Source organism: Nonomuraea sp. ATR24 (genome assembly GCF_041950485.1).
GTDB lineage: Bacteria > Actinomycetota > Actinomycetes > Streptosporangiales > Streptosporangiaceae > Nonomuraea > Nonomuraea ceibae.
Genome location: NZ_JBGNUU010000004.1, coordinates 364806 through 388096 on the forward strand (window position 1 = coordinate 364806; position 23291 = coordinate 388096).

Below are 23291 nucleotides of genomic sequence, written 5' to 3' on the forward strand. Positions count from 1 at the left end.
CCCACGTGTGCACAAAGCCCGACGACGCAAACTTTACGACGCCCAGGAAGTTTCCAGAGAACTGTTAAGGCTTCGTGACGTCAGGAATGTCGGGGTCTCCTGCGGGGATGCCGCTCCTGGACCGTCACGCCTGGGGCGCACGCTGCCGCCGTCGTACCGGGAGTTCCTTCTGGTCACCGACGGCTGGACGCACGCCGGCTCGTTCGTCTGGCAGCTGCGCGGCACCGGGGAGGCGGGCCAGGCGCCGCTCCGCTACGGGGTGCCGGAGTTCGACGCGGCGGTGCGGGCCGTCGACTGGTCGGCGGCCGACGCCTGGCCCCGGCTGAAGGAGGCGCTGGCGCTGTGGCGGCCGCTGACGGACGACCACGTCGCCCCGGTGAGCCTGCTGGCCGATCCGCGCATCGCGCCGCTGATCACGCCGGAGCGGGGCCGGGAGATCCTCACGGCGTGTCGAGGCACGGGTCGGTGACGCCGCCAGGGCTGGCCAGCTCGTCCTCGGGCAGGCGGGTCAGCTTCGCCCCGGCCTGGTAGGCGCTTTCGAAGAAGTCCAGCACGGTCGACACCGGGTCGTCGGCGGCCCGGACGTCGTCGTAGCGCAGCACCGCCAGGTGGCTGCCCCGCGCCGGGAGCCATTCGGCCCGCTCCGGCCGCAGGGGCTCCCGTTCCAGCCCGTCGGGCTCGGGCGCGGTGTAGGAGTAGAACGCCGGCCAGGGCCGCTCGTCGTCGCCGAACCAGAAGCCGGAGCTGATGACCTCCCAGCTGTACGCCTCCCGGGTGACGGGGTCGACGTCGGGCGAGGCGCCCACGATCTTGCCGGTGAACCGGGTGACCGCGATGTCGAAGGTGTGCCAGAAGTGGTGCACCGGGCTGGTCTTGCCGCAGAATCCGGCGGCGAAGCGGTCGAGCACCTGGGCGACCTGCGACAGGACGCGCCAGTAGCGGTTGGCGAGCGCGGGGTCGTAGGCGGCGTGCGCGGTGTCCTCGGCGAACGGCGTGCTGTCGCCCAGGTCGAACGGCACCGCCAGGATGTCGGGCCGGACGCCGAACCGGTCCAGCGTCGCGAACAGCTCCTCGTAGAACGACGCCACGGACTGCCCCACCAGGCTGAACTCGGCGCTGCGCCCGTCGAGCACGTCCACGACGAGCCGGTGCCTGACGAAGTCGAAGTCGATGCAGAACAGCGGCAGCTCCCCCATCCCGCCCATCGGCCGGGTGGTGAGCCCCCGTCCGGTCAGGTGGAACGGGATCGACCACCAGTGGTTACGCCGGGTCGCCGAGACCAGCCGCACCTTGCCCACGATCTGGGCGAAGCGGTGGATGGTCTCCTTGGTGTCGGCCCACTCCTCAAGCGGCATAGCCGGAAACAACTCCATGTCGCCCATAGTATTCATACCGCTACATCTAGTCATAGCAGGCCCGATGCACGGTCCAGAGTTGCCAGGGTTCGCCGAGCGAGTTCCCGGGCGGCACCACGTCGGTGGTCACGCTTCCCCACCAGTGCTCGACCCGGAACACGATCGCGGCCGCCTCCTCGGCGGCGACGGCGGCCGCGCAGTCGGTCACCTCCAGCTTGAGATCCAGCCGCACGCTGCCGCGCCCCGGGACGGTGTACGGGAACGGGCGGCCTTCCCCTTCCTTGATCGCGAGGAGGTCCAGTCCAGGGCCCCGCAGCCCGACGCCGGTGATCGTGACGGGCAGCCAGCCCTCGTTGACGAAAACCGGCGACGCGGTGATGTAGGAGCGGAACCGCCGGCTGTGGTCGTCGAGGGACCACAAGGCGGTGCCCACTTCGCTCACGCTGCTCGCCTTCTGGACCAGGAGCGGCGTCACCAGCCCGCTGAACCAGATCGCGCCAACCGCCACCGCCGCGAGCGGCACCCAGATTCCCGCCCACCTGACCCGTTTGCTCATTATTGATCCCCCTGTCAGCCGAATGTGCATTCTGCTACTTTTCCCGGGTGGTGAACGGCAGTTGCTGACGACATTTCTTCTGGCGACGGCGGTCGGGGGCGCGCTGGCCATGCGGAATCCCCGCGTTTCCGGGGAGCGGGCCGAATTCTTCGCACGTCACGCCGCGATCGAGGCGAATCCGGCCGACCTCGGCCGGATCGGCCATTACCTCGCCGTACGCGACCGTTACACGGTGGCGGGAATCGGCGCGTGCATAATCTTCGCTTTCGCCGGCGAAAACTCCTTTCTCAGCGTTCTCCCTTCGCTGGCGGCCGGCTGGTTCGTCGGCATGCTCGCCGCCGCCGCGTTCCTGGCCCGCGACGGCGGCGGCGAGCTGGAGGTCCTGCCGGAGTCGCTCACGCTCATGTGGCGGGCCGCCGCCGTGATCGCCTCGGCGGTCGCCCTGGCGGCCGTGCTGCGCTCGTTCCAGCACGAGGTGCCGATCGAGCAGCGGTTCTGGGCGGTCGTCACGCTCGCCGTCGTGCTCGCCGTCCTCGTGCTCCTCGCGCGGCTGCGGGCGCGGCCGGGCGACCGGGCCGGGGCGGCGCTGCGCGCCGGCGCCGCGCGTCACCTGGCCGCGTCCGGCGTCGTCGTGGCGCTGTGGACCGCGCCGGGCAGCGGCCTTCCCTACCTGTCCAGCTCGGCGGAGGTGGTGCGGGTCGCGATCATGTACGGCCTGCCGCTCCTGACGGTGGTCCTGGCCGCGGTGGACACCTCGGCGGCGGCGCCGCGCCCGCGCTCCCGCCCCTGGCCGGCGGCGACGGCGCTGCTGCTGGCCGGCGGCCTCGCCCTCCTGCCGTACGGGAACCCGGGCCCGCCGGTTCCGTTCACCGGTAAAGGGTCCCGGGACGTGCTCGCACATGCCGTCTTCGCGACCCCCGCGCAGGACGCCCCCGGCTGGCACCTGTACGACGCGAACGGCGACGGCATCCTGCTGCCCGAGGCGCGCGACGACGAGGGGGCGCCGTTCGCGCTCAGCGGCGACGGGAGCCGCGCCGTCTACCTGGACCGCGACACCGGCCGGATGATGCTCGCCGGGCTGCGGGGCGACCTGCTGGACCCGCTCACGGAGCCGGTGTCGCCGAGGGACCTCCCGGAGCCGATGCTGTCCCGCGACGGTCGCCACGTGAGCCTGACGACCGACGGCAGCGGGACGGAGGTCGTCGACTCGGCCACCGGAGAGCGGGTCCACCTGCCGGAGGTCCGCCGCGTGCTGGGGCTCGGCCCCTACGGGATGATCGCCACCACCGGCCGCCGCGCGTTCACCGTCGCCCCCGACACCGAGCTGCTGACGCTCGACCCGCGGGGCGAGGTGCGCACCCGGACGCCTTTCGACCCCACGCTGCGGCCGCTGGCCTCCCCCGACGGGCGGAGGCTGGCGCTCGTGACCGACGACGAGGTGCTGACCATGAACCCGCGCACCGGCCTGGTCCGCGACCGGGCCCCGCTGCGCCTCCCCGAGCACGAGGAGCCGCCGGTCCCGCTGGGCTGGGCCGAGGACGGGCGCCTGCTGATCGAGCTCGCCGACGCCGGCCACTTCCTGGTGGCCCTGGACACCGGCAGGAGCGAACCCGTCGAGGACCTGCCCGCCGGCTCGGTCCCGGGCAGGATCGCATGAGGCTCGCCGCGGTGGTCGCCGCCGCCGTCCTGGCCCTGGCCTGGCTCCTCACGCCGCTGTGGTCTCGAGGCCCCGTCACGTTCCTCCGGCCGGAGTCCGGGCAGGACGCCCGTCCGGTGCAGGAGCTGCGCGGCCCGCTGCCCGCGCCCGTGCGGTACGCGTACCGGCCCGTCTGCGACGAGCCCACGGCGGCCTGCCGGCACTGGACCCTGGTGACCACGACCGGCGAGCGCTGGTGGGTGCCCGGCGCCGGCGCCGGCGACGACGGGATCACGCTCAGCCGGGACGGCAGGCGGCTGGCGTACCTGCGGGACCGTCACCTGACCCTCAGGGATCTGACCGCCGGGACCGTCAAGCGGATCCGCGTCAGGAAGGAGGGCTACCCTGCCTTCTTCCGCGACGGCCGCCACCTGCTCGTCCGGGACGCCTCACTGATCGTCGACGTCGAGCGCGGCAGCACGCGCCGGCTGAAGGGCTCAGGCCGGGTGGCCGGCTGGACCGCCGAGGGCGTCGTGCTGGCCACGTCGAGGAGCAGCCGCGCGCCCGGTCATCTCACGGCCGTCACGTACACCGTCCACTCGCCGGAAGGCAAGGAGGTGCGGCGGGCCGAGCTGCCCGGCAACCTGGACGGCGCCGCGCCGTCCCCGTCCGGGCGCGCGCTGGCGGTGGTCCCGGACGAGGTGACGCGGCACGGCAGGGCCGCCCGCGCCGTGGTGCTGATCGACCCGGCGACGCGCGCGGCCACCCGGACCGTGACGCCGCGCCTGCCCGCCGGATGGCGGGCCGAGGAGATCGTGCGCTGGGAGGACGAGGACACCCTCGTCATCCGGGCGACCGGCCCCTGGAACGAGGACGCCTACCACGTGCTCGACCTGGCCACCGGTGACGCCCGCCGCCTCGCCATCACCGTGCCGGGCGTCACCGACGAGCTTCTGAACCCGGCGAACCTGATCGTCGAGATCGGCGACGTCAGTACGGCAGGGCGTACGTCTTGAACAGCTGGCGCAGGAACGGCGCCTTGAACTTGGGGTACGCCACGGTCGACACGTCGCCGTCCGAGGTGTAACGCATGTCCGGGTTCGCCTTGAGCCAGTCGAGCCAGGCCGTCGAGCAGAACTGGGCGCAGTCGCCCTTCTTGTCCATGGCCCTGATACGCGGGATGCCCAGCGGCTCGAACGAGCGGCTGAACGGCGAGGCGGAAGGCGTGTAGCCGGCCAGGAAGACGCCCGCGTGCTTGTAGCCGTCGCCGCGCGCGGCCCACTCCTTCTTGTTCGGCTGGTTGCCGTACGGCAGGGCGATCGTGACCGGCTTGACCTGCGCCAGCGCGGTGATCTCCTTGCCGATGGAGCCGATCTGCTCCTCGACCTGCTTGTGCGTGCGCCCGCGCAGGTTGTGGTGGTCGCGGGTGTGGTTGCCGATGTCGAAGCCGTTGTTCTTCAGCCACAGGAGCATCTGGGCCTGCTCCTCGCGGCCGGTCTTGCCGAACATGTCGCGGGTGACGTAGAAGGTGGCGACGGGGCGGAAGCCGGGGTGCTTGGCGGCGACCTCCTGGAGGATCGCGACCGCGGTGCCGGGCTTGGGCGCGCCGGTGCCGTCCAGCGTGAGCTGGGAGGGCGAGGAGTCGTCGAACGTGAGCACCACCGGGTGCTTGCCCGCCGGGATGTCGATCTTCCCGGTGACCATCTCGGCCGCGGTGATGGGCACGTACCCGTCCTTGACCAGCCGTTCGAGGTCGGCGCGGAACTGCGCCGGGGTGCGGTCGTCGGTGGTGGCGGGCTTGTCGACGATGCGGTGCCACATGAGGACCGGGATCTGGCCGAGCTCGTTGGCCTTGGCCTTCGCGGCGGCGGCGACCTTGGCCGCCTTGGTCTTCTGCAGCTTGGCGGCGGCCTCCGCCTTGGTGTCCTTGACCTGGGCGACGGGCTCCGAGCCGCATCCGGCCACGATCGCAGCGACTGCGACCACACCCACGCCACTGATGAAACGCAGTCGCATTCGAACCCCCCGATGCGTGCACGACTGTTACGGGAGGCTCGTACCCTGCACTGCGCCAAGAGATGGTCTCGACATGCGAAAAGGGCCGCCCGGAGGCGGCCCCTTCACGTGCGATGGTCAGGCCATCTTCTTCTTCAGGTTCTCGTCCAGCGCCGCCAGGAAGTCCTGGGTGGTCAGCCACTTGGCGTCGCCGCCGACGAGGAGCGCGAGGTCCTTGGTCATCTGGCCGCCCTCGACGGTCTCGATGCAGACCTGCTCCAGCTTGTTCGCGAACTCCGTCACCGCCGGGGTGTTGTCCAGCTTGCCGCGGTGGGCCAGGCCACGGGTCCACGCGAAGATCGAGGCGATCGGGTTCGTGGAGGTGGGCTTGCCCTGCTGGTGCTGGCGGTAGTGCCGGGTGACGGTGCCGTGCGCGGCCTCGGCCTCGACGGTGCGGCCGTCGGGGGACATCAGGACCGAGGTCATCAGGCCGAGCGAGCCGAAGCCCTGCGCGACGGTGTCGGACTGGACGTCGCCGTCGTAGTTCTTGCACGCCCAGACGTAGCCGCCCTCCCACTTGAGCGAGGCGGCGACCATGTCGTCGATGAGGCGGTGCTCGTAGGTGAGCCCGGCCTTCTCGAAGTCGGCCTTGAACTCGTTCTCGTAGACCTCGGCGAAGATGTCCTTGAAGCGGCCGTCGTACGCCTTGAGGATGGTGTTCTTGGTCGACAGGTAGACCGGGTAGTTGCGGGCCAGGCCGTAGCGCATGGAGGCGCGGGCGAAGTCGCGGATCGACTCGTCCAGGTTGTACATGGCCATGGCGACGCCGCCGCCCGGGAAGTCGTACACGTCGAGCTCGATCGGCTCGGAGCCGTCCTTCGGCGTGTAGGTGAGGGTCAGCGTGCCCTCGCCGGGGATCTTGAGGTCGGTGGCGCGATACTGGTCGCCGAAGGCGTGACGGCCGACGACGATCGGCTTGGTCCAGCCGGGGACGAGCCGCGGCACGTTGGACATGATGATCGGCTCGCGGAAGATGACGCCGCCGAGGATGTTGCGGATGGTCCCGTTCGGGGACTTCCACATCTTCTTGAGCCCGAACTCCTCCACCCGAGCCTCGTCGGGGGTGATGGTGGCGCACTTCACGCCGACGCCGTACTTGTTGATGGCGTTGGCCGCGTCGATCGTGACCTGGTCGTCCGTGGCGTCGCGGTGCTCGATGCCGAGGTCGTAGTACTTCAGGTCGACATCGAGATAGGGAAGGATCAGCTGGTCCTTGATGAACTGCCAGATGATCCGGGTCATCTCGTCGCCGTCAAGCTCGACGACGGGGCCCTCCACCTTGATCTTGGGCATGCGAATGGTTCCCCTTCAATGAATGGATGCGTTGAGGCTATCGGACGGCCTCGTCAACGTGCGAAAAGGGACAGGATCAACGCCTTGAGCTCGTTGTTGTAGAGCAACAGCGAGGTCAGCACGAGGACGAACCCGAACAGTCCCAGCGTGATCACGTCGGTCTTCTTGCTGCGCACGGCCAGCGGCCCGCCGTAGCCGGCGAACCGCAGTGCGGCGCCGACCATGACGACGGCGCCCAGCGCGAACCCGCCCCACCGCGGGTCCACGAGGAAGACCAGCCCCACGCCGACGGCCGCACCCGCCAGGATCAGCGGGTACGGCCCCCAGTTCTCGCGCCTCGTGTCGCTCAACTGACGTCGCTCATCGCTCGTCGATCGGCTTCCATTTCTGGTCCGTCTCGCCGATGTATTCGCTGTCCGGGCGGATCAGGCGGTTGTCGGCATGCTGCTCGATGACGTGCGCCGTCCAGCCGGACATGCGGCTGATCGAGAAGACGGGGGTGAACAGGTCGGTCGGGATCCCAAGGTAGTGGTAGACCGAGGCGGCGTAGAAGTCGACGTTGGGGTAGAGCCCCTTCGACTCGAAGACGACCTCTTCCATCTCCTTGGACATCCGATAGTAAGTGTCGTCGCCGGTCGAGGCGGCCAGTTCTTCCGACATCCGCCGCAGGTGGGTCGCCCGCGGGTCCTCCGTCTTGTAGACGCGGTGCCCGAAGCCCATGATCTTCTCGCCGGCGGCGAGCTTGTCGCGGACGGCCTGGGCGACGCCGGACGGCTCGATGGACTCCAGCGTCTTCATGACCTGCTCGTTGGCGCCGCCGTGCAGCGGGCCCTTGAGCGTGCCGATGGCGGCGACGATGGCGGAGTGCATGTCCGACAGTGTCGCGGCGCACACCCGGGCGGCGAACGTCGAGGCGTTCATGGTGTGGTCGGCGTGCAGCACCAGGCACTCGTCGAAGATCTCGACCGCGCGCTGGTCGGGGGTGCGGCCGGTGACCTGGAGCAGGAAGTTCGCGGCGATGCTGAGCGAAGGATCGGCCTCGATCGCCTGGGCGCCGGTGCGCGCAGCGTGGTAGCGGGCGATGAGCAGGCCCTGCTGCGCGGTGAGGCGGGCGGCCTTGCGCAGGTTCGCCTCGGGGCTGCTGGAGTCCTTGTCGGGGTCGTCGGCCCCGGCGAGCGAGACGAGGGTGCGCAGCGCCTCCATCGGTTTCTGCTTCTCGGCGATCTCGGAGATGTTCGCCGAGACCAGGCCGCCCAGCTCGCGGCCCCGCACCAGCTCCGCCGTGTACGCGTCGAGCTCGGCCCGGGTGGGCAGCTTGCCGCGTTGCAGCAGATGTGCGGTCTCTTCGAACGTCGCGCGGCCGGCCAGGTCGTGGATGTCGTATCCGCGATAGAAGAGGCGACCGGCCTTCCCGTCGATGTCGCTGAGCGCTGTGGACGCGGCGACGACATCGGCAAGACCTTTGGTGGGCTTGTCCGCCATGAGTGTTTCCTCCGCTTATCTCCGCTCGAAGTCTACCCGTGAGCAGGCAAAACCGTCCGCAGAGGTCCAGACCAATTTCACGCGCGATTCTCCTTTCGGCAAAGGAGATTCCGCATCGCCACGTATGGGTAAGCCGGAGCTGTAGTAATAGTTACGGCGGGCTACCTGGGGAGGAACTGCCGTGGAGGGGCCGTTCATACGCATCGAGGACACCGGCGAGGTGGTCCCGTTGCGCCCCGAGATCACGACCGTGGGGAGGGGCCGGGGTGTGGACATCCGGCTCAGCGACCCCAGCGTGTCTCGGCTCCATGCCGAGTTCGTCAGGCGAGGACCCTACCTGTATGTCGTTGACCTGGGCCTGTCCCGCAACGGCACGCGGGTGAACGGCAGGCCGATCGCCCGGAGGGTGCTCGACGACGGCGACGTCGTCTCCTTCGGCGCGGCGCGCGGGCGCATCGGCGGAGTCCCCCGTGAGGACTTCGCCCCCGAGGTCGAGCTGCGCAGGGCCGCGGCGCCCGAGCTGACCAGGCGCGAGGTCGACGTGCTGACCTCGCTCTGCCGGCCGGCGCTGTCGGACGAGGCGTTCGTCGCCCCGGCCACCGCACGGGAGATCGCCGACGACCTGGTCGTGACCGAAGCCGCGGTCAAGCAGCACCTGCTGCGGCTGTATCAGAAGTTCAGGATCCCCGAAGGCACCAACCGGCGCACCCGCCTCGCCAACGAGGTCGTGGCGCTGGGCCTGGTGCGGCCGACCCCTGTGGTGCCACCACAGCGGTCGGGCGCCGCCACCGAGCCGTCAGCGGCGGGGCGCAGGGCTTCCTGAGAACCGGATCGCGACCGGGGCTTCGGCGAGGGGTTCCGGCAGCGTCAGCGGATCGGAACCCGGCGTGATCGTGCCCAGCACCCGCGCGCCCGTGGCGCCGGTGCAGCTGGGCACGGTGGCGGGCAGGCCGTGCGCGGTGAGCCAGCCGAACAGCGAGAAGGCGATCGCCTCCTTGCCGTCGGCCGGCACGCCGAGCTCGTCGCTGGTGACGAACTCGGCCTGCGACGCGCGGGCGCGGAGCATGCCCATCAGCGTGGGGTTGCGCGCCCCGCCGCCGGAGACGATCACGGTGTCGAGCCGGTGCCGGCGCACCTCGGCCGCCACCGTCTCGGCGGTCAGCGCCGTCAGCGTCGCCACCAGGTCCGCCTGCGGCAGCGCGGCCTTGACGTAGCCGGGGGTGAACAGCTCCTTGCCGGTGGACTTGGGCGGTTCCAGCCGGTAGTACGGCTCGGCGAGCAGTTCGCGCAGCAGGTTCTCGTCCACGGTGCCCGCCGCCCCCAGCTTCCCGTCCCTGTCGTACGGGGGCGCGGCGGCGTCGATGAGCGCGCAGGCGGGCCCGGTGTCGTAGGCGATGGCCGGGTCGCGCACGGTCAGGTTGGCGATGCCGCCCAGGTTCAGCGCCCCGGTGCGGCCCGGCAGCCCGGCCATGAGCAGCAGGTCCAGGTACGACACCAGGGGCGCGCCCTGGCCGCCTGCCGCCACGTCGCGCGCCCGTACGTCCGAGACCACCGGCACGCCGGTGCGCTCGGCGATCCAGGCCGGCTGGCCGAGCTGGAGCGTGCCGCGCACGCGGCCGTCCTCCACCCAGTGGAAGAGCGTCTGGCCGTGCGAGCAGACCAGGTCGGCCGCCGGCGCGCCGGCAGCCACCTCGGCGAACGCCTGGCCGATGAGCGTGTCGAGCGCGCAGACCTCGCCGAAGTCGACGCGGCCGGGCGGCAGCGCGGCCGTGATGCGCGCTCGCAGTTCGGGCGGGTACGGCCTCTCCCCGAGCTCGACGAGGGCGCCGGTGAGCACGCCGCCGTCCAGCGACCAGTCCACGAGGGCGCTGTCGATGCCGTCGTGGGACGTGCCGGAGATGAGGCCGAGAACCCGCATGGCGTCAGACCACCCGGAAGCCGCGGCTGGGCTCGCTGGTCCGGTTGGCCCGGTCGACCGCCACCGCGTAGTAGTGGTCGCCGCGCTTGCCCTCGGGGTCGACCCAGCGCACCTGGCGGTCGCCCGGCACGACGGCCACCAGGTGGCGGGCGTCGCCGAACGCCGAGGCGGAGGCCCGCTCCGGGAACCGGAAGATGGCGAACTGGAACGGCTCGTCCCGGCCCGTCGCCACCGCCCGCACCTCGACCCCGCCGTGGCGGCGCAGCGCGTAGGCCACCACCGGGCGGCGCGGCGCGGCGCCGTCGGCCAGCCTCGGCAGGACCGGGGCGAGCGCGGGGCGCGTGTAGTGGTCGGTCACGGCGGTGCTGATCGAGGTGACCCGGTCGGCGCGCAGGTCGTTGGCGTTGTACCAGATGTCGCCGCTGATCTCGGGGTGGTTCCGGTTGAGCGTGAGGTGGTCGGACAGCTCCTTCGGGTCCTGCCACTCGGGCGCCTGCGCGGGGTCGCCGGCCTTGTAGGCGGCCTGGCCGATCCACAGCAGCGTGCCGGTCCCGCTCGCCACGTCGGACCACCACGGCACCAGCTTGGAGTAGTCGGCCGGGGGCTGGCCGATGTACCAGTAGAGCTGCGGCGCGATGTAGTCGAGCCAGCCCTTCTTCACCCAGCCGCGGGTGTCGGCGTGCAGGTTGTCGTACGACTGGCCGCCGTTGGTCTCCGAGCCGAGCGGGTCGGTGCCCTTGTTGCGCCAGATGCCCGACGGGCTGATGCCCCAGGCGACCTCCGGCTTGACCTCGCGGACCCGCTGCTGCATCTCCGAGACCATGAGGTCGACGTTGTGCCGGCGCCAGCTCGCCAGGTCGGGGAAGCCGCCGCCGTACTGGGCGAACGCGGCGCTGTCGTCGAAGGCCGTGCTGTTGGTCGGGTAGAAGTAGTCGTCGAAGTGCAGGCCGTCGATGTCGTAGCGGGCCAGCGCGTCGAGCATCGCGTCCTGGCAGAACTTGCGCACCTCGGGCATGCCCGGGTTGTAGTAGAGCTTGCCGCCGAACGGCAGGATCCAGTCGGGGTGCTTGCGGCCGGGGTGGTCGGGGTGCAGCTTGGCCGGGTCGGCCTGCATCGACACCCGGTACGGGTTGAACCAGGCGTGGAAGGCCAGGCCGCGCTTGTGGGTCTCCTCGACGGCGAAGCCGAGCGGGTCGTAGCCGGGGTCCTGTCCCTGGGTGCCGGTCAGCCAGTGCGACCACGGCTCGAACGGCGACGGCCAGAACGCGTCGGCGGTCGGCCTGATCTGCACGAACACCGAGTTGAGCTTGCGCTCGACGGCCAGGTCGAGCCAGGCGAGGTATTCGGCCTTCTGCTCCTCGACGCTCAGGCCCTGCTTGGAGGGCCAGTTGATGTTGACCACGGAGGCGATCCACATGCCGCGCATCTGGCGCAGCGGTGGCACGTAGTCCGTGGCCGCGAACGCGGGCAGCGGCACGGCGGAAGCGGCGGCGGCGAGGGCGAGGCCCTTCAGGAGAGTCCGTCTGCTGGGCATGGGGGGTGGCCTCTCGGAAGTGGTTGTGTCTGGGGCGACGATGACAGAAAATTACCTTCAGATCAACAACTGTGAAGGAAAATGCCGCATGACCGCTGACCTGTACCGACTGGCCATGGCAGTGCTTCAGCCCGGCTACGAGGGAACCACCGTTCCCGACTGGATGCGCCGAGCGCTGGGCCAGGGCCTCGGCGGCGTCGTGCTGTTCGCGCGCAACGACCCGCGACCGCAGGTCGTCGCCGAGATCCGCGCCGCGAACCCGGCCGCCGTCGTCGCCGTCGACGAGGAAGGCGGCGCCGTGACCCGGTTCGAGGTCGCCACCGGCAGCTCCTTCCCCGGCAACCGCGCGCTCGGCGTCGCCGACGACGTGACGCTCACCGAGCGGGTCGGCCGCGAGATCGGCCGCCTGCTGGCCCGGTCCGACGTCACGCTCGACTACGCCCCCGCCGCCGACGTGAACGCCAACCCGGCCAATCCGGTCATCGGCATCCGATCCTTCGGCCCCGACCCCGACCTGGTCGCCCGCCACACCGTCGCCTACGTCAACGGCGTCCAGGGCGCCGGCGTCGCCGCCTGCGCCAAGCACTTCCCCGGCCACGGCGACACCACCACCGACTCCCACCTGGCGCTGCCCACCGTGCACGCCACGCGCGACGAGCTCGCCGAACGCGACCTGCCGCCGTTCCGCGCCGCCGTGGCCGCCGGGGTGCGCTCGATCATGTGCGGCCACCTGCTGATCCCCGCGCTCGACCCCGACCTGCCCGCCACGCTCAGCCGCGCCGTCCTCACCGACCTGCTGCGGGGCGAGCTCGGCTTCGACGGCCTGCTCGTCACCGACGCCATCGAGATGAAGGCCGTGGCCGCGCGTTTCACCCCCGGCGAGATCGCCGTCCGCTCCCTCGCCGCCGGCGTCGACGCCATCTGCGCCGGCCACGTCACCGAGGACAGCCTGTACGAGCTCCGCGACGCCATCGTCGAGGCCGTCAAGACCGGGCAACTGACCGAGGAACGGCTCGCCGAGGCCGCCGGCCGGGTCGCCGCCCTGTCCGGCTGGTACGCCGCCCAGGCCCCCGCCCGCCAGGCCGCGCTCGCCGAACCGGCCACCGACGCCGGACTGGAGGCCGCCCGGGCGGCGCTGACCCCGACCGGAACCGTCACCCTCACCAGCCCGCCCCTGGTCGTCGAGGTCAACACGCGCTTCAACCAGGCCGTCGACCCGGCCACCCCCACCGGCATCACCGCCGCCCTGACCGCCCTGCTCCCCGGCACCACCCGGGTCCAGATGGAGCCCGGCGGCCCGCTCCCCCGCCTCGGCGCCGGGCTCGCCGCCAAGGTCGGCCTCGGCTCCAGCGCCGACCGGCGCCCCGTCGTCCTCGTCGTGCACGACGCCGCCCGCCACCCGTGGGTCCGCGACCGCATCGCCCAGGCCGTCCAGGAGCGCCCCGACGTGATCGTCGTCGACACCGGCATCCCCGACGCCCCCGCCGGCGCCGTCCACCTGGCCACCCACGGCATCTCCCGCGTCTCGGCCCAGGCGGCGGCCGAATGGCTCACCTCGTGACCGGCACCGTCGACGGCGAGCCGGCCAGCCCGGTCGCGGCCGTACGGGCCGTGCTGCCCTCACTCACCCCCGCCGCCCAGTCGATCGCCCGCATCATCCTCGACGACCCCGGCCTGGTCGTCAGGAGCACGATCACCGAGTTCAGCGTGGTGTCGGGGACGAGCGAGGCCACCATCGTCCGGACCGCCCGCGCCCTGGGCTTCAGCGGCTACTCCCAGATGCGCTTCGCCCTGGCCGCCGCCGTCGCCAAGGAGCCAGAACGGCTCGTCCCCGGCGACCTCGGCCCCGACGACCCGCTGACCGACGTGATCGCCAAGGTCGCCCGCGCCGAGTCGGAGGCGCTCGCCGACACCGCCGCCCAGCTCGACCCGGACGGCCTCGGCGAGGTCGTCACGGCCATCGCCGGCGCGCGCCGCGTCGACGTGTACGGCGTCGCCGCGTCCGGGCTGGTGGCCGCCGACATGTCGCAGAAGCTGCTGCGGATCGGGCTGTCCAGCCACCCGTTCAGCGACGCGCACCTGGCGCTGACCAGCGCCGCGCTGCTGCGCGGCGGGGACGTGGTGGTGGCCATCAGTTGCAGCGGGGAGACGCCCGACGTCCTCGTGCCCGCCCGCACGGCGGCCGACGCGGGGGCGCTGGTGGTCGCGATCACCAACAACCCGCGCTCCTCGCTGGCCGGGGTGGCCGACCACACGCTGGTGTCGGCCGGACGCGAGACGGCGTTCCGGCCCGGCGCCCTGGCCAGCCGCATCAGCCAGCTCCTGATCGTGGACTGCATCTTCGTGGGACTGGCCCAGCGGACCTACGACCGGGCCGACGCGGCCATCCGCGCCACCCGCGAAGCCACGGACCGCTACCGCCACCGCTCCTAGGGGCGCCCGCCTGGCAGGCGGACGCCCCGTGGCCCGTCGGGTCAGCCCCGGCGGATCCAGAACGACTCGATGCGGTCGTTCATGTAGTAGCCGACGAAGCCGACGTCCACGCACTCGCAGGCGTTGGCGGTGCCGTTCCAGGTCTGCTGGTCACCTGAGACGTTCACCAGGTCGTAGCCCGTGGCGACGCTGCACCGGTTCCAGGTGGCGAACCCGGAGATGCGGTTGGCCCAGAAGCCCTCCGCCCGCACCCGGTAGCCGTCGGAGTCACACGGGCCGTAGTCGCCGTAGATGCGGCCGACGGTCGTGGGCGGGTCGTTGAAGGCGTGCTCGTTCCACTCCATCAGCAGCGTGCGTGCCTGGATGCTGACGTCGGTCCGGGCCGCCTCCGGGTCGGTGCCGCACGACCTCGACAGGATCGGCGACAGCTCCCCCTTGGGCGCCTTGCCCACGACGATGTTGCAGTACTGCGTCTTCCCCGCCTTCCCCGTGTCGGCCGGCGTGGGCGTGGCCAGGGCCGCGCCCTGCGCGCCGACGAGCCCCGCCGCCAGCAGGGTGATCACGACGGCGAGCCTGTTCCAGATCCTCATTGCGCTCCTTGCCGATCGTTTGACAACTGGCTCCGGACGAGCCGGGTTCCATGCTCGTCCGGCGGGCCCTGGCGGCAAAGGAAAATTCGATTCCCATCGAATTTTCATTGATAGCATCCGGTATATGGATTCTTCACCGAGCGCGGTTTCGCCGTGCCGGGGGAAGCCCCGGGGGATTGGCCGTTCCAGAGAGGCGCACAAGGAGCCGTCCACCGGAACGAGTGGCGGCGACCCGAGCCCGCACCAACTGCGATTACTGCTCGTCCTCGCCGAAGAACTGCACTTCGGCAGGGCGGCGGCACGACTGTTCATGACACAGCCCGCGTTCAGCAAGCAGATCAAGGCTCTCGAACACCGGCTGCGAGTCCGGCTGATCGAGCGCACCAGCCGCAGCGTCGAGCTCACCACCACCGGGAGGAGCCTGCTGCCGGCGATCCGGGCCGCCGTCACCGCCCTGGACGCGCTGCGCCGGGAGGCCGGCGAGCACGCCGCGACCGTCACCGGGCGGCTGGCCATCGGCACCGTCGGCGCGGAGGCCGCGATGCCCTACACCCGCGCCATCCTCGACCGCCTCCATGACCACTACCCGGGCATCGACGTGCGGCTTTCCACCCTCAACTTCGCCGACCACCTCGGCGCGCTCATCCGCGGCGACGTCGACGTCGTCTTCTCCCGGCCACCCGCGCCGCCCGGCATCGGCCTCCAGGTCCTGGCCACCGAACCCCGCGTGGTCTGCCTGCCCGCCGACGACCCGCCGGCCGCCGAGCCCCGGCTCACCCTCGCCCAGCTCGGCGAGCACACCTTCGTCGACATGCCGGCCGAGGTGCCGCGCGTCTGGCGCGACTTCTGGGCGGTGAACCCGCGCCCGGACGGCCGCCCGGTGCGCTTCGGGCCCGTCGTCCCCGACATGGAGGCGCTGCTTCTCGCCGTCGCCCGCGGCGAGGCCGCCGGCTTTCTGCCCGCCGCCGCACGCGATTTCTATCCACGGCCCGGGGTGCGTTATCTCGACGTGGTGGATCTTTCTCCGAGTACGTCCGCGCTGGCCTGGTTGCAGACCGACCGCGACCGCCCGGTCATCGCCGCCATCCGCCAGGCGGCCCGCACCTTTCTCTCCCACCATTCGGACGCCTGATATTCACCTGACTCCCTGAGTAAAGGACAGCGGTTTCGGCATTTTCGGCGGCTCACGCCGGCAGACTCCACGACGGCCCGCCCGGATCGCCGAGCCACACCCGCTGGCCCTGCGGGGTGACGGTGAGCCCGAACGCCGAGACGGGCGGGCTCCCCGCCTCCCGCCAGGTCTCGATCGCGTCCTCGGCGGCGTCCCACAGGCGCAGGGGGCCGTGCTGGCGTACCCTCCAGCCGCCTCCGGGCGCGGGCTCGGTCGTGGCCTGGGAGCCGGTGGCCACGTCCAGGAGCACGACGTGGTCCCCGGCGCCCATCAGCTCCGCGGACGGAACTCCCAGCTGGGCCACGAACCGGGCGGCCGGGTCGTCCAGCACGGCCGGGGCGATCCGCGTCTCGCGCTGCTCGCCGAGGCGGAGCAGGTAGTGGGCGCGTGAGGGCCGGTCGTGCGGCCTGGCGAACATGAACGACAGCTCATCAGGCAGGAACCGCCCGCCGGCCCCGCCGGGCTCCACCGTGAGATGCGCCAGGACCGTGCCTCCCAGCCATCCGGACAACGGGGTCGTGATGGTGCCGCCGTCCCGTACCTGCCAGATCCAGGGCGCGGGGATGTAGCGCACCGAGCAGGTGGCGATCAGCCGGTCGTACTCGGCGTCCTTGTCGTAGGCCGTCAGCCCGTCACCGACGATCAGGACCGGCGCGTGCCCGGCGGATTCGAGGGCCGCCCTGGCACGGGCCGCCACCGCCGGGTCGAACTCGACCGACGTCACCTGACCTGCGCCGAGGCGCTCACACAGCAGGCCGGTGGAGTAGCCCGTGCCGGTGCCTATCTCCAGCACCCGGTCCCCCTCGGCGATCTCGGCCCGTTCCAGCATCTTCACCACCAGGCTGGGCAGCGTCGAAGAGGAGGTCGGTGCCCCGGGCAGCGCCCGCGTGGCGTCCTCGGCCAGCACGCCGTCGACCTGCGTCACCCAGCTCCGATCCGCGTAGGCCATGCGCGACCAGGTCTCGGGATCCGTCCGGTCGCGCCGGACCGGACGCCAGAGCGTGCCCTGCGCGCCGTCGTCCGGGTGGAAGACGGCGTCGCCGAGGAACAGCTCACGCGGCACGGCGGCGACCGCCTCGATCCAGCGCCGATCCGTGACGCCCTTCTCCGAGGCCAGGAGTCCGGCCATCTCCTGCCTGTGCCGCGCCGCGGATGAGCTCATCGCCGCGCTTCGGCTGTTGTGAGCTGATCGACTATCGCGTGAGCTATCGGCTGCGAGATGTCCGGGCCGAACCAGCCCCATTGGCCGTTCGGATTGCACTCCAGGAACACCCAGTCGCCGTCAGGCGTCAGGGAGAAGTCGAACGCGCCGAAGTCCAGCCGGAACGCGTCGAGGTAGGCGCGCATCCCCCGCACGATCGTGGACGGCGCGTCCACCGGCGTGTAGGTCAGGGACGGGTAGTCCTGGCGCCAGTCGAGCCGGGGCGCACCGTCGATGCGGACGGCGAAGGCCCTCTCGCCCACCATCGTCACCCGGACGTCGGCGACCTTGCGCACCCGCTCCTGGAACAGGTGCGCGGCGCCGCCCACCCGCTCGTCGAGCGTCCCAGGGTCGATCACGTCCGCCCAGATGGTCCGCGCCTCACCATCCGCGTTCTGGTACGGGGTCGACCACAGCGGTTTGTAGACCACGTCGCCCACGACGGACGCGAACGACCGGACGCTGTCGAGACTGTTGGTCACCAGCGTCCGCGGCACCCTGAGCCCGGCGGTCACGGCGGTGGCGAGCTGGACCGGCTTGTGCTCGGCGTCCCGGTTGCGCCAGGGGTGGTTGAGGTAGCGGGCCCCCGGCAGCGCGGCGAGGACGCCGCCCAGCCCGAAGCGTGACTGGTCGGCCACCCACCGGCCGGTGTGCTCGTCCAGATGTCGCGGCGGCCGGTAGGGCGTGGGGTGACGCCAGTAGACCGCCTGCACGCCGAGCAGGTCGAGCCTGCGCGCCGCGGTCTCGATCGAGCCGGCCAGGCCGGTGTCGCCGACCGAGGCCGACAGGGTCAGCTCGTGGGGGAAGTCGGCGCCGGGGTCGAACCGCACCACCGGGACCTCCCGGTCGCACAGCTCGGCCAGCACCAGGTCGGCCGTGGGGTCGTCCACGCAGGACACCACCAGCACCGGCATCAGTCGGACACCCAGTCGGTCGTGGAGTCCTGCTTGCCGTGGCCGCTGCCGCTGCCGTCGCCGTCGGGCATGGGCGGCGCGGTGGCCGTCGGCCGCTCGACGTTGGAGCCGTGCTTGGCGGCCTCGATCACTGGGAAGGGAGCCATCCGGCTCACTCCCCAGGGGACGTACGAACGGCGCATGGCGCTTCTCCGATCATCCGCAGGGGAGCCCCACCATACTTCTTTACTCCCTAAGGGGGTAAGCATTTCGGTAAGTCAGCTCGTACCGGTGGCCGCCCTTGACGAGCACCTGCACCTCGACCGGCCGCCCGCCCTCCGCGTACACCGTCCGGAACGTCCGCAGCACGGGCACGTCGTCGGGCAGGTGCAGCAGTTCCAGCTCCTCGGTCGTGGGCAGCCGCGCCGATACCCGGTCCGCCCACTCGACCGGCGGCAGCCCCAGGTCGGCGAGGACCCGTGCGGTGCCCCCGGGAATCTTGCGCCGCCCGACGAGGGGAGTCCGGTCGGCGATCTCCAGCGGATGGTAGATCCAGGCCAGCTCGGTCGGCTGCTGATCGAGCAGCAACAGCAGGCGCCGCATCGACACCCGCCCGCCCCACAGCCGGGCCACCTCGACCGGCGGCCGCACGGTCGCCACCTCCAGGATCCGGACCGCGCCACGCCGGCCTCGCGCCTCGGCCTCGCTCGTCCAGGGGTACGGCATGCCGTCGGCGGGCGGCCGGTGGTAGGCGGCGGGTTCGAGGGCGAGGACCGAATCGTCCCGCACGTACACCCCGACTCCGGCACGACCTATCAGGAACCCCTCGTCCTTGAGCACGCTCAACGCCCGCTGAACCGTCTGGTTCGTGACGTCGTAGGTGGACATGAGCTGTTGCGTCGTCGGCAGGCGGGTGCCGGGCACCAGGTCCCCTGACATGACCCGCGCCCGGATCTCCGCCGCGATCTGCTGGTGCCTCGGACGCCCGTCCTCCTTGGTCGCCACCGCTCAGCCCGCCTTCAGCCGGTAGCGGAAGTGACGCCCCTCGGGCCGCATCGTCATCACGGAGACCTCGTACGGCACGCCGTCCGCGGTCGAGCTGACCCGGACGAGCTGGATGACCAGGGCGCCGGCCGGCAGCGCCAGCTCGTGCGCCTCGTCCGGCTCCGCCCGCCTCACGGAAAGGTCCTCGACCACCTCGTCGGCCACGTAACCGAGCTCGGCCAGCAGCGTCGGGGCGCCGCCCCGGATCTTCCGGGGCTCCGCGAGCCCCGTGCCCGCCGCGACGGACCGGGGGTAATAGGAGTCGGTGAGCTCGACCGGCCGGTCCTCCTCCAGCATGACGCGCCGCCGTACCACCGCCCGCTCACCGTCGGCGAGGCGGAGTGCGGCGGCCACGAAGCCGGGAGGCTCGGCCTCGCCCGCTTCGCGGAGCCTCTGGGAGCCGCGCCGGCCGTGCTCGGCCAGCTCTTCGCTCCAGGCGTCAGGCTCCCCCGGCGTGCGCGGTGCCACGTAGCGCGCGGTGCTGCCCAGCCAATCGTGACGATCGTTCATCCTTACCCCCATATCCGGTTAGGTAGTAAAGGACACCACGATCTCCACAGTACTTTCGCCGATGCCGCGCGGACCGGCGCGAGGTCACGCGGCGTCGAGGGCTTCGGTGATCTTGCGGGCCATGTCGGCGCTGATGGGGCTGGGGTCGCCGTTGTGGGCGCGGGCGGCCGTGTCGACGGCGAGGAGGACGGTGGTGCGGAAGTTGCCCGCCTCGGCCGGGGCCTGCCGCTTGAGCAGGGCCATGGCCTCCGTCAGGGCGGGCAGCACGTGGTCGGCGAGCGCGGCCACGGACTTGCCGTACAGGTTGACGGCCGTGGAGGTGTCGGCGAGCACGTGGCCGACCAGGCCGGTGGCCGAGGACAGGGCGACGGAGCCCTGGGTGGCGGCCTTGTGCGGCTTGCCGGAGGCGGCGGCCATCAGCGAGACGGCGCCGTAGGCGGCGGTGCGCAGGGTGAGCTGGTCCTGTTCGGCGAGGGTGATGGACATGGTGGTCGTCTCCGATCCGCTGGTCAGTTGTCGAGGGCCTGGTAGAGCGTGGTCCAGAAGTCGTGCATGAGCCGCATCGGGTCGGGGACCGACGCGCCGACCTGGGTGAGGAGCAGGCCGGTGAGCTGGTTGGCGGGGTCGGCGTAGCTGGAGGTGCCGCTGCCGCCGTCCCAGCCGAACTGGCCGACGGGCGCGTAGTCGCCGCGGAAGGTGCGCACCGCCATCCCGAGGCCCCAGCCGCCGTGCTGGCCCTGGCCGTGGGAGATGTGGACGTTGTCGGTCGCCATGGCGTGGCGGGCGGCCTGCTGCTCGGGCGTGAGGCGGTTGGTGGTCATCAGCTCCACGGCGGGCCGCGACAGGATCCGCTCGCCGCGGTGGGTGCCGCCGTTGAGCAGCATGCGGAAGTAGGCGTGGTAGTCGTCGACGGTCGAGACGAGCCCGCCGCCGCCGCTCGGGAACGCCGGCGACTGGCTCCAGCGCCCGCCTTCGGCCTCGTCCCACACCAGGAACTCGCCCGACTGGGGATCGGGCGCGTACAGGGTGGGCAGGCGGTCGATCTTGTCAGCGGGGACGTGGAACCCGGTGTCGGTCATGCCCAGCGGCCCGAAGAGGCGCTCGCGCAGGAACGTCTCGAACGGCTGACCGGTGACCCTGGCCACCAGCACGCCGATCAGGTCGTTGCTGATGTGGTACTGCCAGCGCTCGCCGGGCTGGTGCATCAGCGGCAGCTCGCCCAGGCGGCGCATGAACTCGTCGGGCTCGGGCATCGGCTCCGGCAGGTTGGGCGTGAGGCCCCGGCTGAAAATCTCGTTCATGATCGGCGTGCCCAGCGACGTCATGTCCATGCCGAGCCCGAACGTGGACGTCAGCACGTCCCGTACGGTGATCGGCCGCCGCGCCGGCACGGTGTCGTCCAGCGGGCTGTCGTAGCGCCTCAGCACCTGACGGTCGGCCAGCTCGGGCAGCCACTCCTGCACCGGGTCGTCGAAACGCAGCCTGCACTCGTCGATCAGGATCATCGCCGCCGCCATCGAGACCGGCTTGGACGTGGACGCCATCCGGAAGATCGTGTCGCGGCGCATCGGCGCGCCGCCGTCGTGACGCATCGTCCCGATCGTCTCGACATGCGTCTCGTCACCACGGCTGACGAGGGCGACGAGGCCGGGGATCCGCCCGGACTCGACATGCCGCGCCAGCACGTCGTGCAGCCTGCTCAGCCCCGTCTTGGTGAAGCCTCGGGTGCCGTTCTCCATGATGGTTCTCGCTCTCAGTTTGTGTTCGGGAATCTCTGAACGACTGCGACAGTACATTGCGTTCAAAGTTTCGTCAACATGCAAAATCGCACCTTTCTCGCTGGTAGTTTGGAGCTAGCGAGCCTTCTTTGCAATGAGTATGTCGCTGAACGCAAAGGAGAAAGGTACGCTGATATTGCAATGAGATACGGGTGAACGCATACTGTGCAGCAGAGTCACGCGCACGCCGACCGAGGGGAGCCGAGCACCGATGCCCGGAGGCAGACTGACCGGCCAGGACCGGGAGAACATCGCCGCATGGCTGGCCGAAGGGCTCGGATACGCGGAGATCGGCCGGCGGCTGGGGAGGCCCGCCTCGACGGTCATGCGGGAGGTCACCCGCAACGGCGGCCCCGACGGCTACGGGGCCGACCGGGCGCAGGAGGCCACCCAGGTGCGCGCCCGCCGGCGCAAGCGGACCCAGCCTCCCCCGCCGCCCGTCCCCGAAAGCGGCCACGGACGCGACCCGCAGGCGGTCGAGGACTTCACCCGCTCCTTCACCGACCTGCTCGCCCAGCAGGGGCTGCCGAAGATGGCGGCCAGGGTGCTGGCCAGCCTGTACGTCACCGACTCGGGCAGCCTCACCGCCGCCGACCTGGTCCAGCGGCTGCGCGTCAGCCCCGCGTCGATCTCGCACGCCGTCACCTTCCTCGAACAGCAGGGCATGCTCAGGCGCGAACGCGACCCCGGCGGGCGGCGCGAGCGCTACGTCATGGACGAGGACATGTGGCTGCGGTCCATCCAGGCGGCCCTGGAGATGAACGAGATCCTGATCGCCGCGTCACGGCGCGGCGGCGCGATCCTCGGGACCACGACCCCGGCGGGCGCCCGGTTCGAGGCCTCCGCCGACTTCCTCCACCTCGTCACCGACGCCCACCGGCAGGCCATGGACCAGTGGCGCGCCCGCAACGCCGGGCAACGCTGAGCGCGCCCCCGGGAGGCACGCCGGCCGGGCACGCATGGCAGACTCGACGGCGTGACCAGCAGCGCGACGGACGAAGCCGCGGGAGCCGACGGGCTGACCGTCGGGGCCACGGCCTCCCACGCGGGAGTCACCGTCCGCACCCTGCACCACTGGGACGCGATCGGGCTCGTCAGCCCGTCCGGGCGCACCTCCGGCGGCTACCGGCTCTACTCGGCGGCCGACATCGCCCGCATCCACCGCGTGCTCATCTACCGCGAGCTCGGCCTGCCCCTCGAAGACATCGGCGAACTCCTCGACGCCCCCTCGGCCGACATGACCGTGCCGCTGAAACAGCAGCGCGCCCAGCTCCTCGACCGCATCTCCCGCCTCCGGACGATGGTCGACGCGGTCGACCGCATGATCGAAGCCGCCAGCGACGGCATCCTGCTCTCCGCTGAGGAGCAGGTCGCGATCTTCGGCCGGCGCTGGGAGCCGTCCTGGATCGCCGGCGCCCGCGACCGCTGGGGCGACACACCCCAATGGGTCCAGTACGCCGAACGCGCCGCCGGCAGGACCCCCGAGGACTGGCAACAGGTCGCCGACTCCAAGGCGGCACTGGAGCACGACCTGGCAGCCGCCAAACGCGCCGGCGTCACGCCGGGAAGCGCCGAGGCCAACGCCCTGGCCGAACGGCACCGGGCGTCCATCGGCGCGTACTTCGACTGCACGCACGCGATGCAGGTCTGCCTGGGCAGGAAGCAGGCCGAGGAGCCGGGGTTCGCGGACTACTACGACGACCTCGAGCCGGGCCTGGCCTGCTGGCTGCGCGACATCATCGACGCCAACGCGCGAGCCTGCGGCATCGACCCGGACACGGCCACCTGGAGCTGACGCCCCCGCCGTCAGCAGGGTCACGTGTTCAGAAGTCGCTCTCCAGG

At 71.4% G+C, this 23291-nt stretch carries 25 protein-coding genes; 9 read left to right on the forward strand and 16 right to left on the reverse strand.

Annotation, left to right across the window (positions count from 1 at the left end; all coding sequences use genetic code 11):
• Positions 1-7 precede the first annotated feature (7 nt).
• The gene (locus ACBI99_RS12655; RefSeq protein WP_375072351.1) at positions 8-469 is read left to right on the forward strand and encodes an SMI1/KNR4 family protein; all 462 of its coding nucleotides are present in this window, start codon (positions 8-10) and stop codon (positions 467-469) included.
• On the opposite strand, the gene ACBI99_RS12660 is transcribed toward ACBI99_RS12655, so the two are convergent.
• Positions 441-1373, reverse strand: coding sequence for a DUF5996 family protein (locus ACBI99_RS12660; RefSeq protein WP_375072352.1), 933 nt, complete (start codon positions 1371-1373; stop codon positions 441-443). The genes ACBI99_RS12655 and ACBI99_RS12660 overlap by 29 nt on opposite strands.
• 28 nt (positions 1374-1401) lie before the next feature.
• A complete protein-coding gene (locus ACBI99_RS12665; protein ID WP_375072353.1) occupies positions 1402-1911 on the reverse strand; it encodes a hypothetical protein in 510 nt (169 codons plus the stop codon).
• A gap of 109 nt (positions 1912-2020) precedes the next feature.
• On the opposite strand from ACBI99_RS12665, the gene ACBI99_RS12670 reads away from it, so the two are divergent.
• Both ACBI99_RS12670 and ACBI99_RS12675 read left to right on the forward strand, forming a co-directional pair.
• On the forward strand, positions 2021-3568 hold the full coding sequence (locus ACBI99_RS12670; RefSeq protein ID WP_375072354.1) for a hypothetical protein: 1548 nt from the start codon (positions 2021-2023) through the stop codon (positions 3566-3568).
• Complete coding sequence (locus ACBI99_RS12675) at positions 3565-4563, forward strand: hypothetical protein (protein WP_375072355.1); 999 nt, start codon at positions 3565-3567, stop codon at positions 4561-4563. Before ACBI99_RS12670 ends, ACBI99_RS12675 begins: the two co-directional genes overlap by 4 nt.
• On the opposite strand, the gene ACBI99_RS12680 is transcribed toward ACBI99_RS12675, so the two are convergent.
• The 4 genes from ACBI99_RS12680 to ACBI99_RS12695 form a co-directional block, all read right to left on the reverse strand.
• A complete protein-coding gene (locus ACBI99_RS12680; protein ID WP_357584243.1) occupies positions 4538-5539 on the reverse strand; it encodes a polysaccharide deacetylase family protein in 1002 nt (333 codons plus the stop codon). The two genes, ACBI99_RS12675 and ACBI99_RS12680, sit on opposite strands and share 26 nt — an antisense overlap.
• Before the next feature lie 141 nt (positions 5540-5680).
• The gene (locus ACBI99_RS12685) at positions 5681-6895 is read right to left on the reverse strand and encodes an NADP-dependent isocitrate dehydrogenase (protein ID WP_219500694.1); all 1215 of its coding nucleotides are present in this window, start codon (positions 6893-6895) and stop codon (positions 5681-5683) included.
• A gap of 53 nt (positions 6896-6948) precedes the next feature.
• A complete protein-coding gene (locus ACBI99_RS12690) occupies positions 6949-7245 on the reverse strand; it encodes a DUF3017 domain-containing protein (RefSeq protein ID WP_219500691.1) in 297 nt (98 codons plus the stop codon).
• A 10-nt stretch (positions 7246-7255) separates the two neighbouring features.
• Positions 7256-8377: a citrate/2-methylcitrate synthase gene (locus ACBI99_RS12695; protein WP_357584245.1), complete on the reverse strand. Its 1122-nt coding sequence runs from the start codon at positions 8375-8377 to the stop codon at positions 7256-7258.
• A gap of 181 nt (positions 8378-8558) precedes the next feature.
• On the opposite strand from ACBI99_RS12695, the gene ACBI99_RS12700 reads away from it, so the two are divergent.
• Positions 8559-9200, forward strand: a complete 642-nt coding sequence (locus ACBI99_RS12700) for an FHA domain-containing protein (RefSeq protein WP_219500688.1) — start codon at positions 8559-8561, stop codon at positions 9198-9200.
• On the opposite strand, the gene ACBI99_RS12705 is transcribed toward ACBI99_RS12700, so the two are convergent.
• Both ACBI99_RS12705 and ACBI99_RS12710 read right to left on the reverse strand, forming a co-directional pair.
• Entirely contained in the window at positions 9174-10295 is a 1122-nt protein-coding gene (locus tag ACBI99_RS12705; RefSeq protein ID WP_375072356.1) for an anhydro-N-acetylmuramic acid kinase, read from the reverse strand. The two genes, ACBI99_RS12700 and ACBI99_RS12705, sit on opposite strands and share 27 nt — an antisense overlap.
• A 4-nt stretch (positions 10296-10299) precedes the next feature.
• Entirely contained in the window at positions 10300-11829 is a 1530-nt protein-coding gene (locus tag ACBI99_RS12710; RefSeq protein ID WP_219500682.1) for a glycoside hydrolase family 10 protein, read from the reverse strand.
• Between the two features lie 88 nt (positions 11830-11917).
• Between ACBI99_RS12710 and ACBI99_RS12715 the strand changes: the two genes are divergently transcribed.
• On the forward strand, positions 11918-13390 hold the full coding sequence (locus ACBI99_RS12715; protein WP_375072357.1) for a glycoside hydrolase family 3 protein: 1473 nt from the start codon (positions 11918-11920) through the stop codon (positions 13388-13390).
• The gene (locus ACBI99_RS12720; RefSeq protein WP_357584251.1) at positions 13375-14262 is read left to right on the forward strand and encodes a MurR/RpiR family transcriptional regulator; all 888 of its coding nucleotides are present in this window, start codon (positions 13375-13377) and stop codon (positions 14260-14262) included. The genes ACBI99_RS12715 and ACBI99_RS12720 overlap by 16 nt, the downstream gene beginning before the upstream one ends.
• 41 nt (positions 14263-14303) lie before the next feature.
• On the opposite strand, the gene ACBI99_RS12725 is transcribed toward ACBI99_RS12720, so the two are convergent.
• Entirely contained in the window at positions 14304-14852 is a 549-nt protein-coding gene (locus ACBI99_RS12725) for a hypothetical protein (protein ID WP_357584253.1), read from the reverse strand.
• 124 nt (positions 14853-14976) lie between these two features.
• Between ACBI99_RS12725 and ACBI99_RS12730 the strand changes: the two genes are divergently transcribed.
• Positions 14977-15984: a LysR family transcriptional regulator gene (locus tag ACBI99_RS12730; protein WP_375072358.1), complete on the forward strand. Its 1008-nt coding sequence runs from the start codon at positions 14977-14979 to the stop codon at positions 15982-15984.
• Positions 15985-16036: 52 nt separating this feature from the next.
• On the opposite strand, the gene tgmC is transcribed toward ACBI99_RS12730, so the two are convergent.
• The 7 genes from tgmC to ACBI99_RS12765 all read right to left on the reverse strand — a co-directional run bounded on the left by tgmC (position 16037) and on the right by ACBI99_RS12765 (position 21410).
• The gene (gene tgmC / locus ACBI99_RS12735; protein WP_375072359.1) at positions 16037-17185 is read right to left on the reverse strand and encodes an ATP-grasp peptide maturase system methyltransferase; all 1149 of its coding nucleotides are present in this window, start codon (positions 17183-17185) and stop codon (positions 16037-16039) included.
• Entirely contained in the window at positions 17182-18138 is a 957-nt protein-coding gene (tgmB, locus tag ACBI99_RS12740) for an ATP-grasp ribosomal peptide maturase (RefSeq protein ID WP_375072360.1), read from the reverse strand. Before tgmB ends, tgmC begins: the two co-directional genes overlap by 4 nt.
• Positions 18138-18284, reverse strand: coding sequence for a hypothetical protein (locus ACBI99_RS12745; RefSeq protein ID WP_219500671.1), 147 nt, complete (start codon positions 18282-18284; stop codon positions 18138-18140). The genes tgmB and ACBI99_RS12745 overlap by 1 nt, the downstream gene beginning before the upstream one ends.
• Before the next feature lie 79 nt (positions 18285-18363).
• Positions 18364-19122 carry a GntR family transcriptional regulator gene (locus ACBI99_RS12750; RefSeq protein ID WP_375072361.1) on the reverse strand — a complete coding sequence of 253 codons (759 nt, stop codon included), beginning with the start codon at positions 19120-19122 and terminating at the stop codon, positions 18364-18366.
• Between the two features lie 3 nt (positions 19123-19125).
• Positions 19126-19671, reverse strand: coding sequence for a UTRA domain-containing protein (locus ACBI99_RS12755; protein ID WP_357584265.1), 546 nt, complete (start codon positions 19669-19671; stop codon positions 19126-19128).
• An 84-nt stretch (positions 19672-19755) separates the two neighbouring features.
• Positions 19756-20157, reverse strand: a complete 402-nt coding sequence (locus ACBI99_RS12760; protein ID WP_357584267.1) for a hypothetical protein — start codon at positions 20155-20157, stop codon at positions 19756-19758.
• 23 nt (positions 20158-20180) lie between these two features.
• Entirely contained in the window at positions 20181-21410 is a 1230-nt protein-coding gene (locus tag ACBI99_RS12765) for a serine hydrolase (protein ID WP_219500667.1), read from the reverse strand.
• A gap of 250 nt (positions 21411-21660) precedes the next feature.
• On the opposite strand from ACBI99_RS12765, the gene ACBI99_RS12770 reads away from it, so the two are divergent.
• Together ACBI99_RS12770 and ACBI99_RS12775 are read left to right on the forward strand one after the other, a co-directional pair.
• A complete protein-coding gene (locus ACBI99_RS12770) occupies positions 21661-22374 on the forward strand; it encodes a helix-turn-helix domain-containing protein (RefSeq protein WP_357584271.1) in 714 nt (237 codons plus the stop codon).
• Positions 22375-22425: 51 nt separating this feature from the next.
• Positions 22426-23244 (forward strand): MerR family transcriptional regulator, encoded by an 819-nt coding sequence (locus ACBI99_RS12775; protein WP_375072362.1) that lies wholly within the window; start codon positions 22426-22428, stop codon positions 23242-23244.
• Positions 23245-23291 lie beyond the last annotated feature (47 nt).

Coding starts and splice junctions, on each gene's coding strand:
- ACBI99_RS12665 (WP_375072353.1), bottom strand. CDS start 1,911: ATGAGCAAACGGGTCAGGTGGGCGGGAATCTGGGTGCCGCTCGCGGCG.
- ACBI99_RS12675 (WP_375072355.1), top strand. CDS start 3,565: ATGAGGCTCGCCGCGGTGGTCGCCGCCGCCGTCCTGGCCCTGGCCTGG.
- ACBI99_RS12765 (WP_219500667.1), bottom strand. CDS start 21,410: ATGGAGAACGGCACCCGAGGCTTCACCAAGACGGGGCTGAGCAGGCTG.
- ACBI99_RS12695 (WP_357584245.1), bottom strand. CDS start 8,377: ATGGCGGACAAGCCCACCAAAGGTCTTGCCGATGTCGTCGCCGCGTCC.
- ACBI99_RS12760 (WP_357584267.1), bottom strand. CDS start 20,157: ATGTCCATCACCCTCGCCGAACAGGACCAGCTCACCCTGCGCACCGCC.
- ACBI99_RS12745 (WP_219500671.1), bottom strand. CDS start 18,284: ATGGCTCCCTTCCCAGTGATCGAGGCCGCCAAGCACGGCTCCAACGTC.
- ACBI99_RS12660 (WP_375072352.1), bottom strand. CDS start 1,373: ATGGAGTTGTTTCCGGCTATGCCGCTTGAGGAGTGGGCCGACACCAAG.
- ACBI99_RS12725 (WP_357584253.1), bottom strand. CDS start 14,852: ATGAGGATCTGGAACAGGCTCGCCGTCGTGATCACCCTGCTGGCGGCG.
- ACBI99_RS12705 (WP_375072356.1), bottom strand. CDS start 10,295: ATGCGGGTTCTCGGCCTCATCTCCGGCACGTCCCACGACGGCATCGAC.
- ACBI99_RS12715 (WP_375072357.1), top strand. CDS start 11,918: ATGACCGCTGACCTGTACCGACTGGCCATGGCAGTGCTTCAGCCCGGC.
- tgmC (WP_375072359.1), bottom strand. CDS start 17,185: ATGAGCTCATCCGCGGCGCGGCACAGGCAGGAGATGGCCGGACTCCTG.
- ACBI99_RS12710 (WP_219500682.1), bottom strand. CDS start 11,829: ATGCCCAGCAGACGGACTCTCCTGAAGGGCCTCGCCCTCGCCGCCGCC.
- ACBI99_RS12685 (WP_219500694.1), bottom strand. CDS start 6,895: ATGCCCAAGATCAAGGTGGAGGGCCCCGTCGTCGAGCTTGACGGCGAC.
- ACBI99_RS12720 (WP_357584251.1), top strand. CDS start 13,375: ATGGCTCACCTCGTGACCGGCACCGTCGACGGCGAGCCGGCCAGCCCG.
- tgmB (WP_375072360.1), bottom strand. CDS start 18,138: ATGCCGGTGCTGGTGGTGTCCTGCGTGGACGACCCCACGGCCGACCTG.
- ACBI99_RS12770 (WP_357584271.1), top strand. CDS start 21,661: ATGCCCGGAGGCAGACTGACCGGCCAGGACCGGGAGAACATCGCCGCA.
- ACBI99_RS12730 (WP_375072358.1), top strand. CDS start 14,977: ATGGATTCTTCACCGAGCGCGGTTTCGCCGTGCCGGGGGAAGCCCCGG.
- ACBI99_RS12670 (WP_375072354.1), top strand. CDS start 2,021: ATGCGGAATCCCCGCGTTTCCGGGGAGCGGGCCGAATTCTTCGCACGT.
- ACBI99_RS12755 (WP_357584265.1), bottom strand. CDS start 19,671: ATGAACGATCGTCACGATTGGCTGGGCAGCACCGCGCGCTACGTGGCA.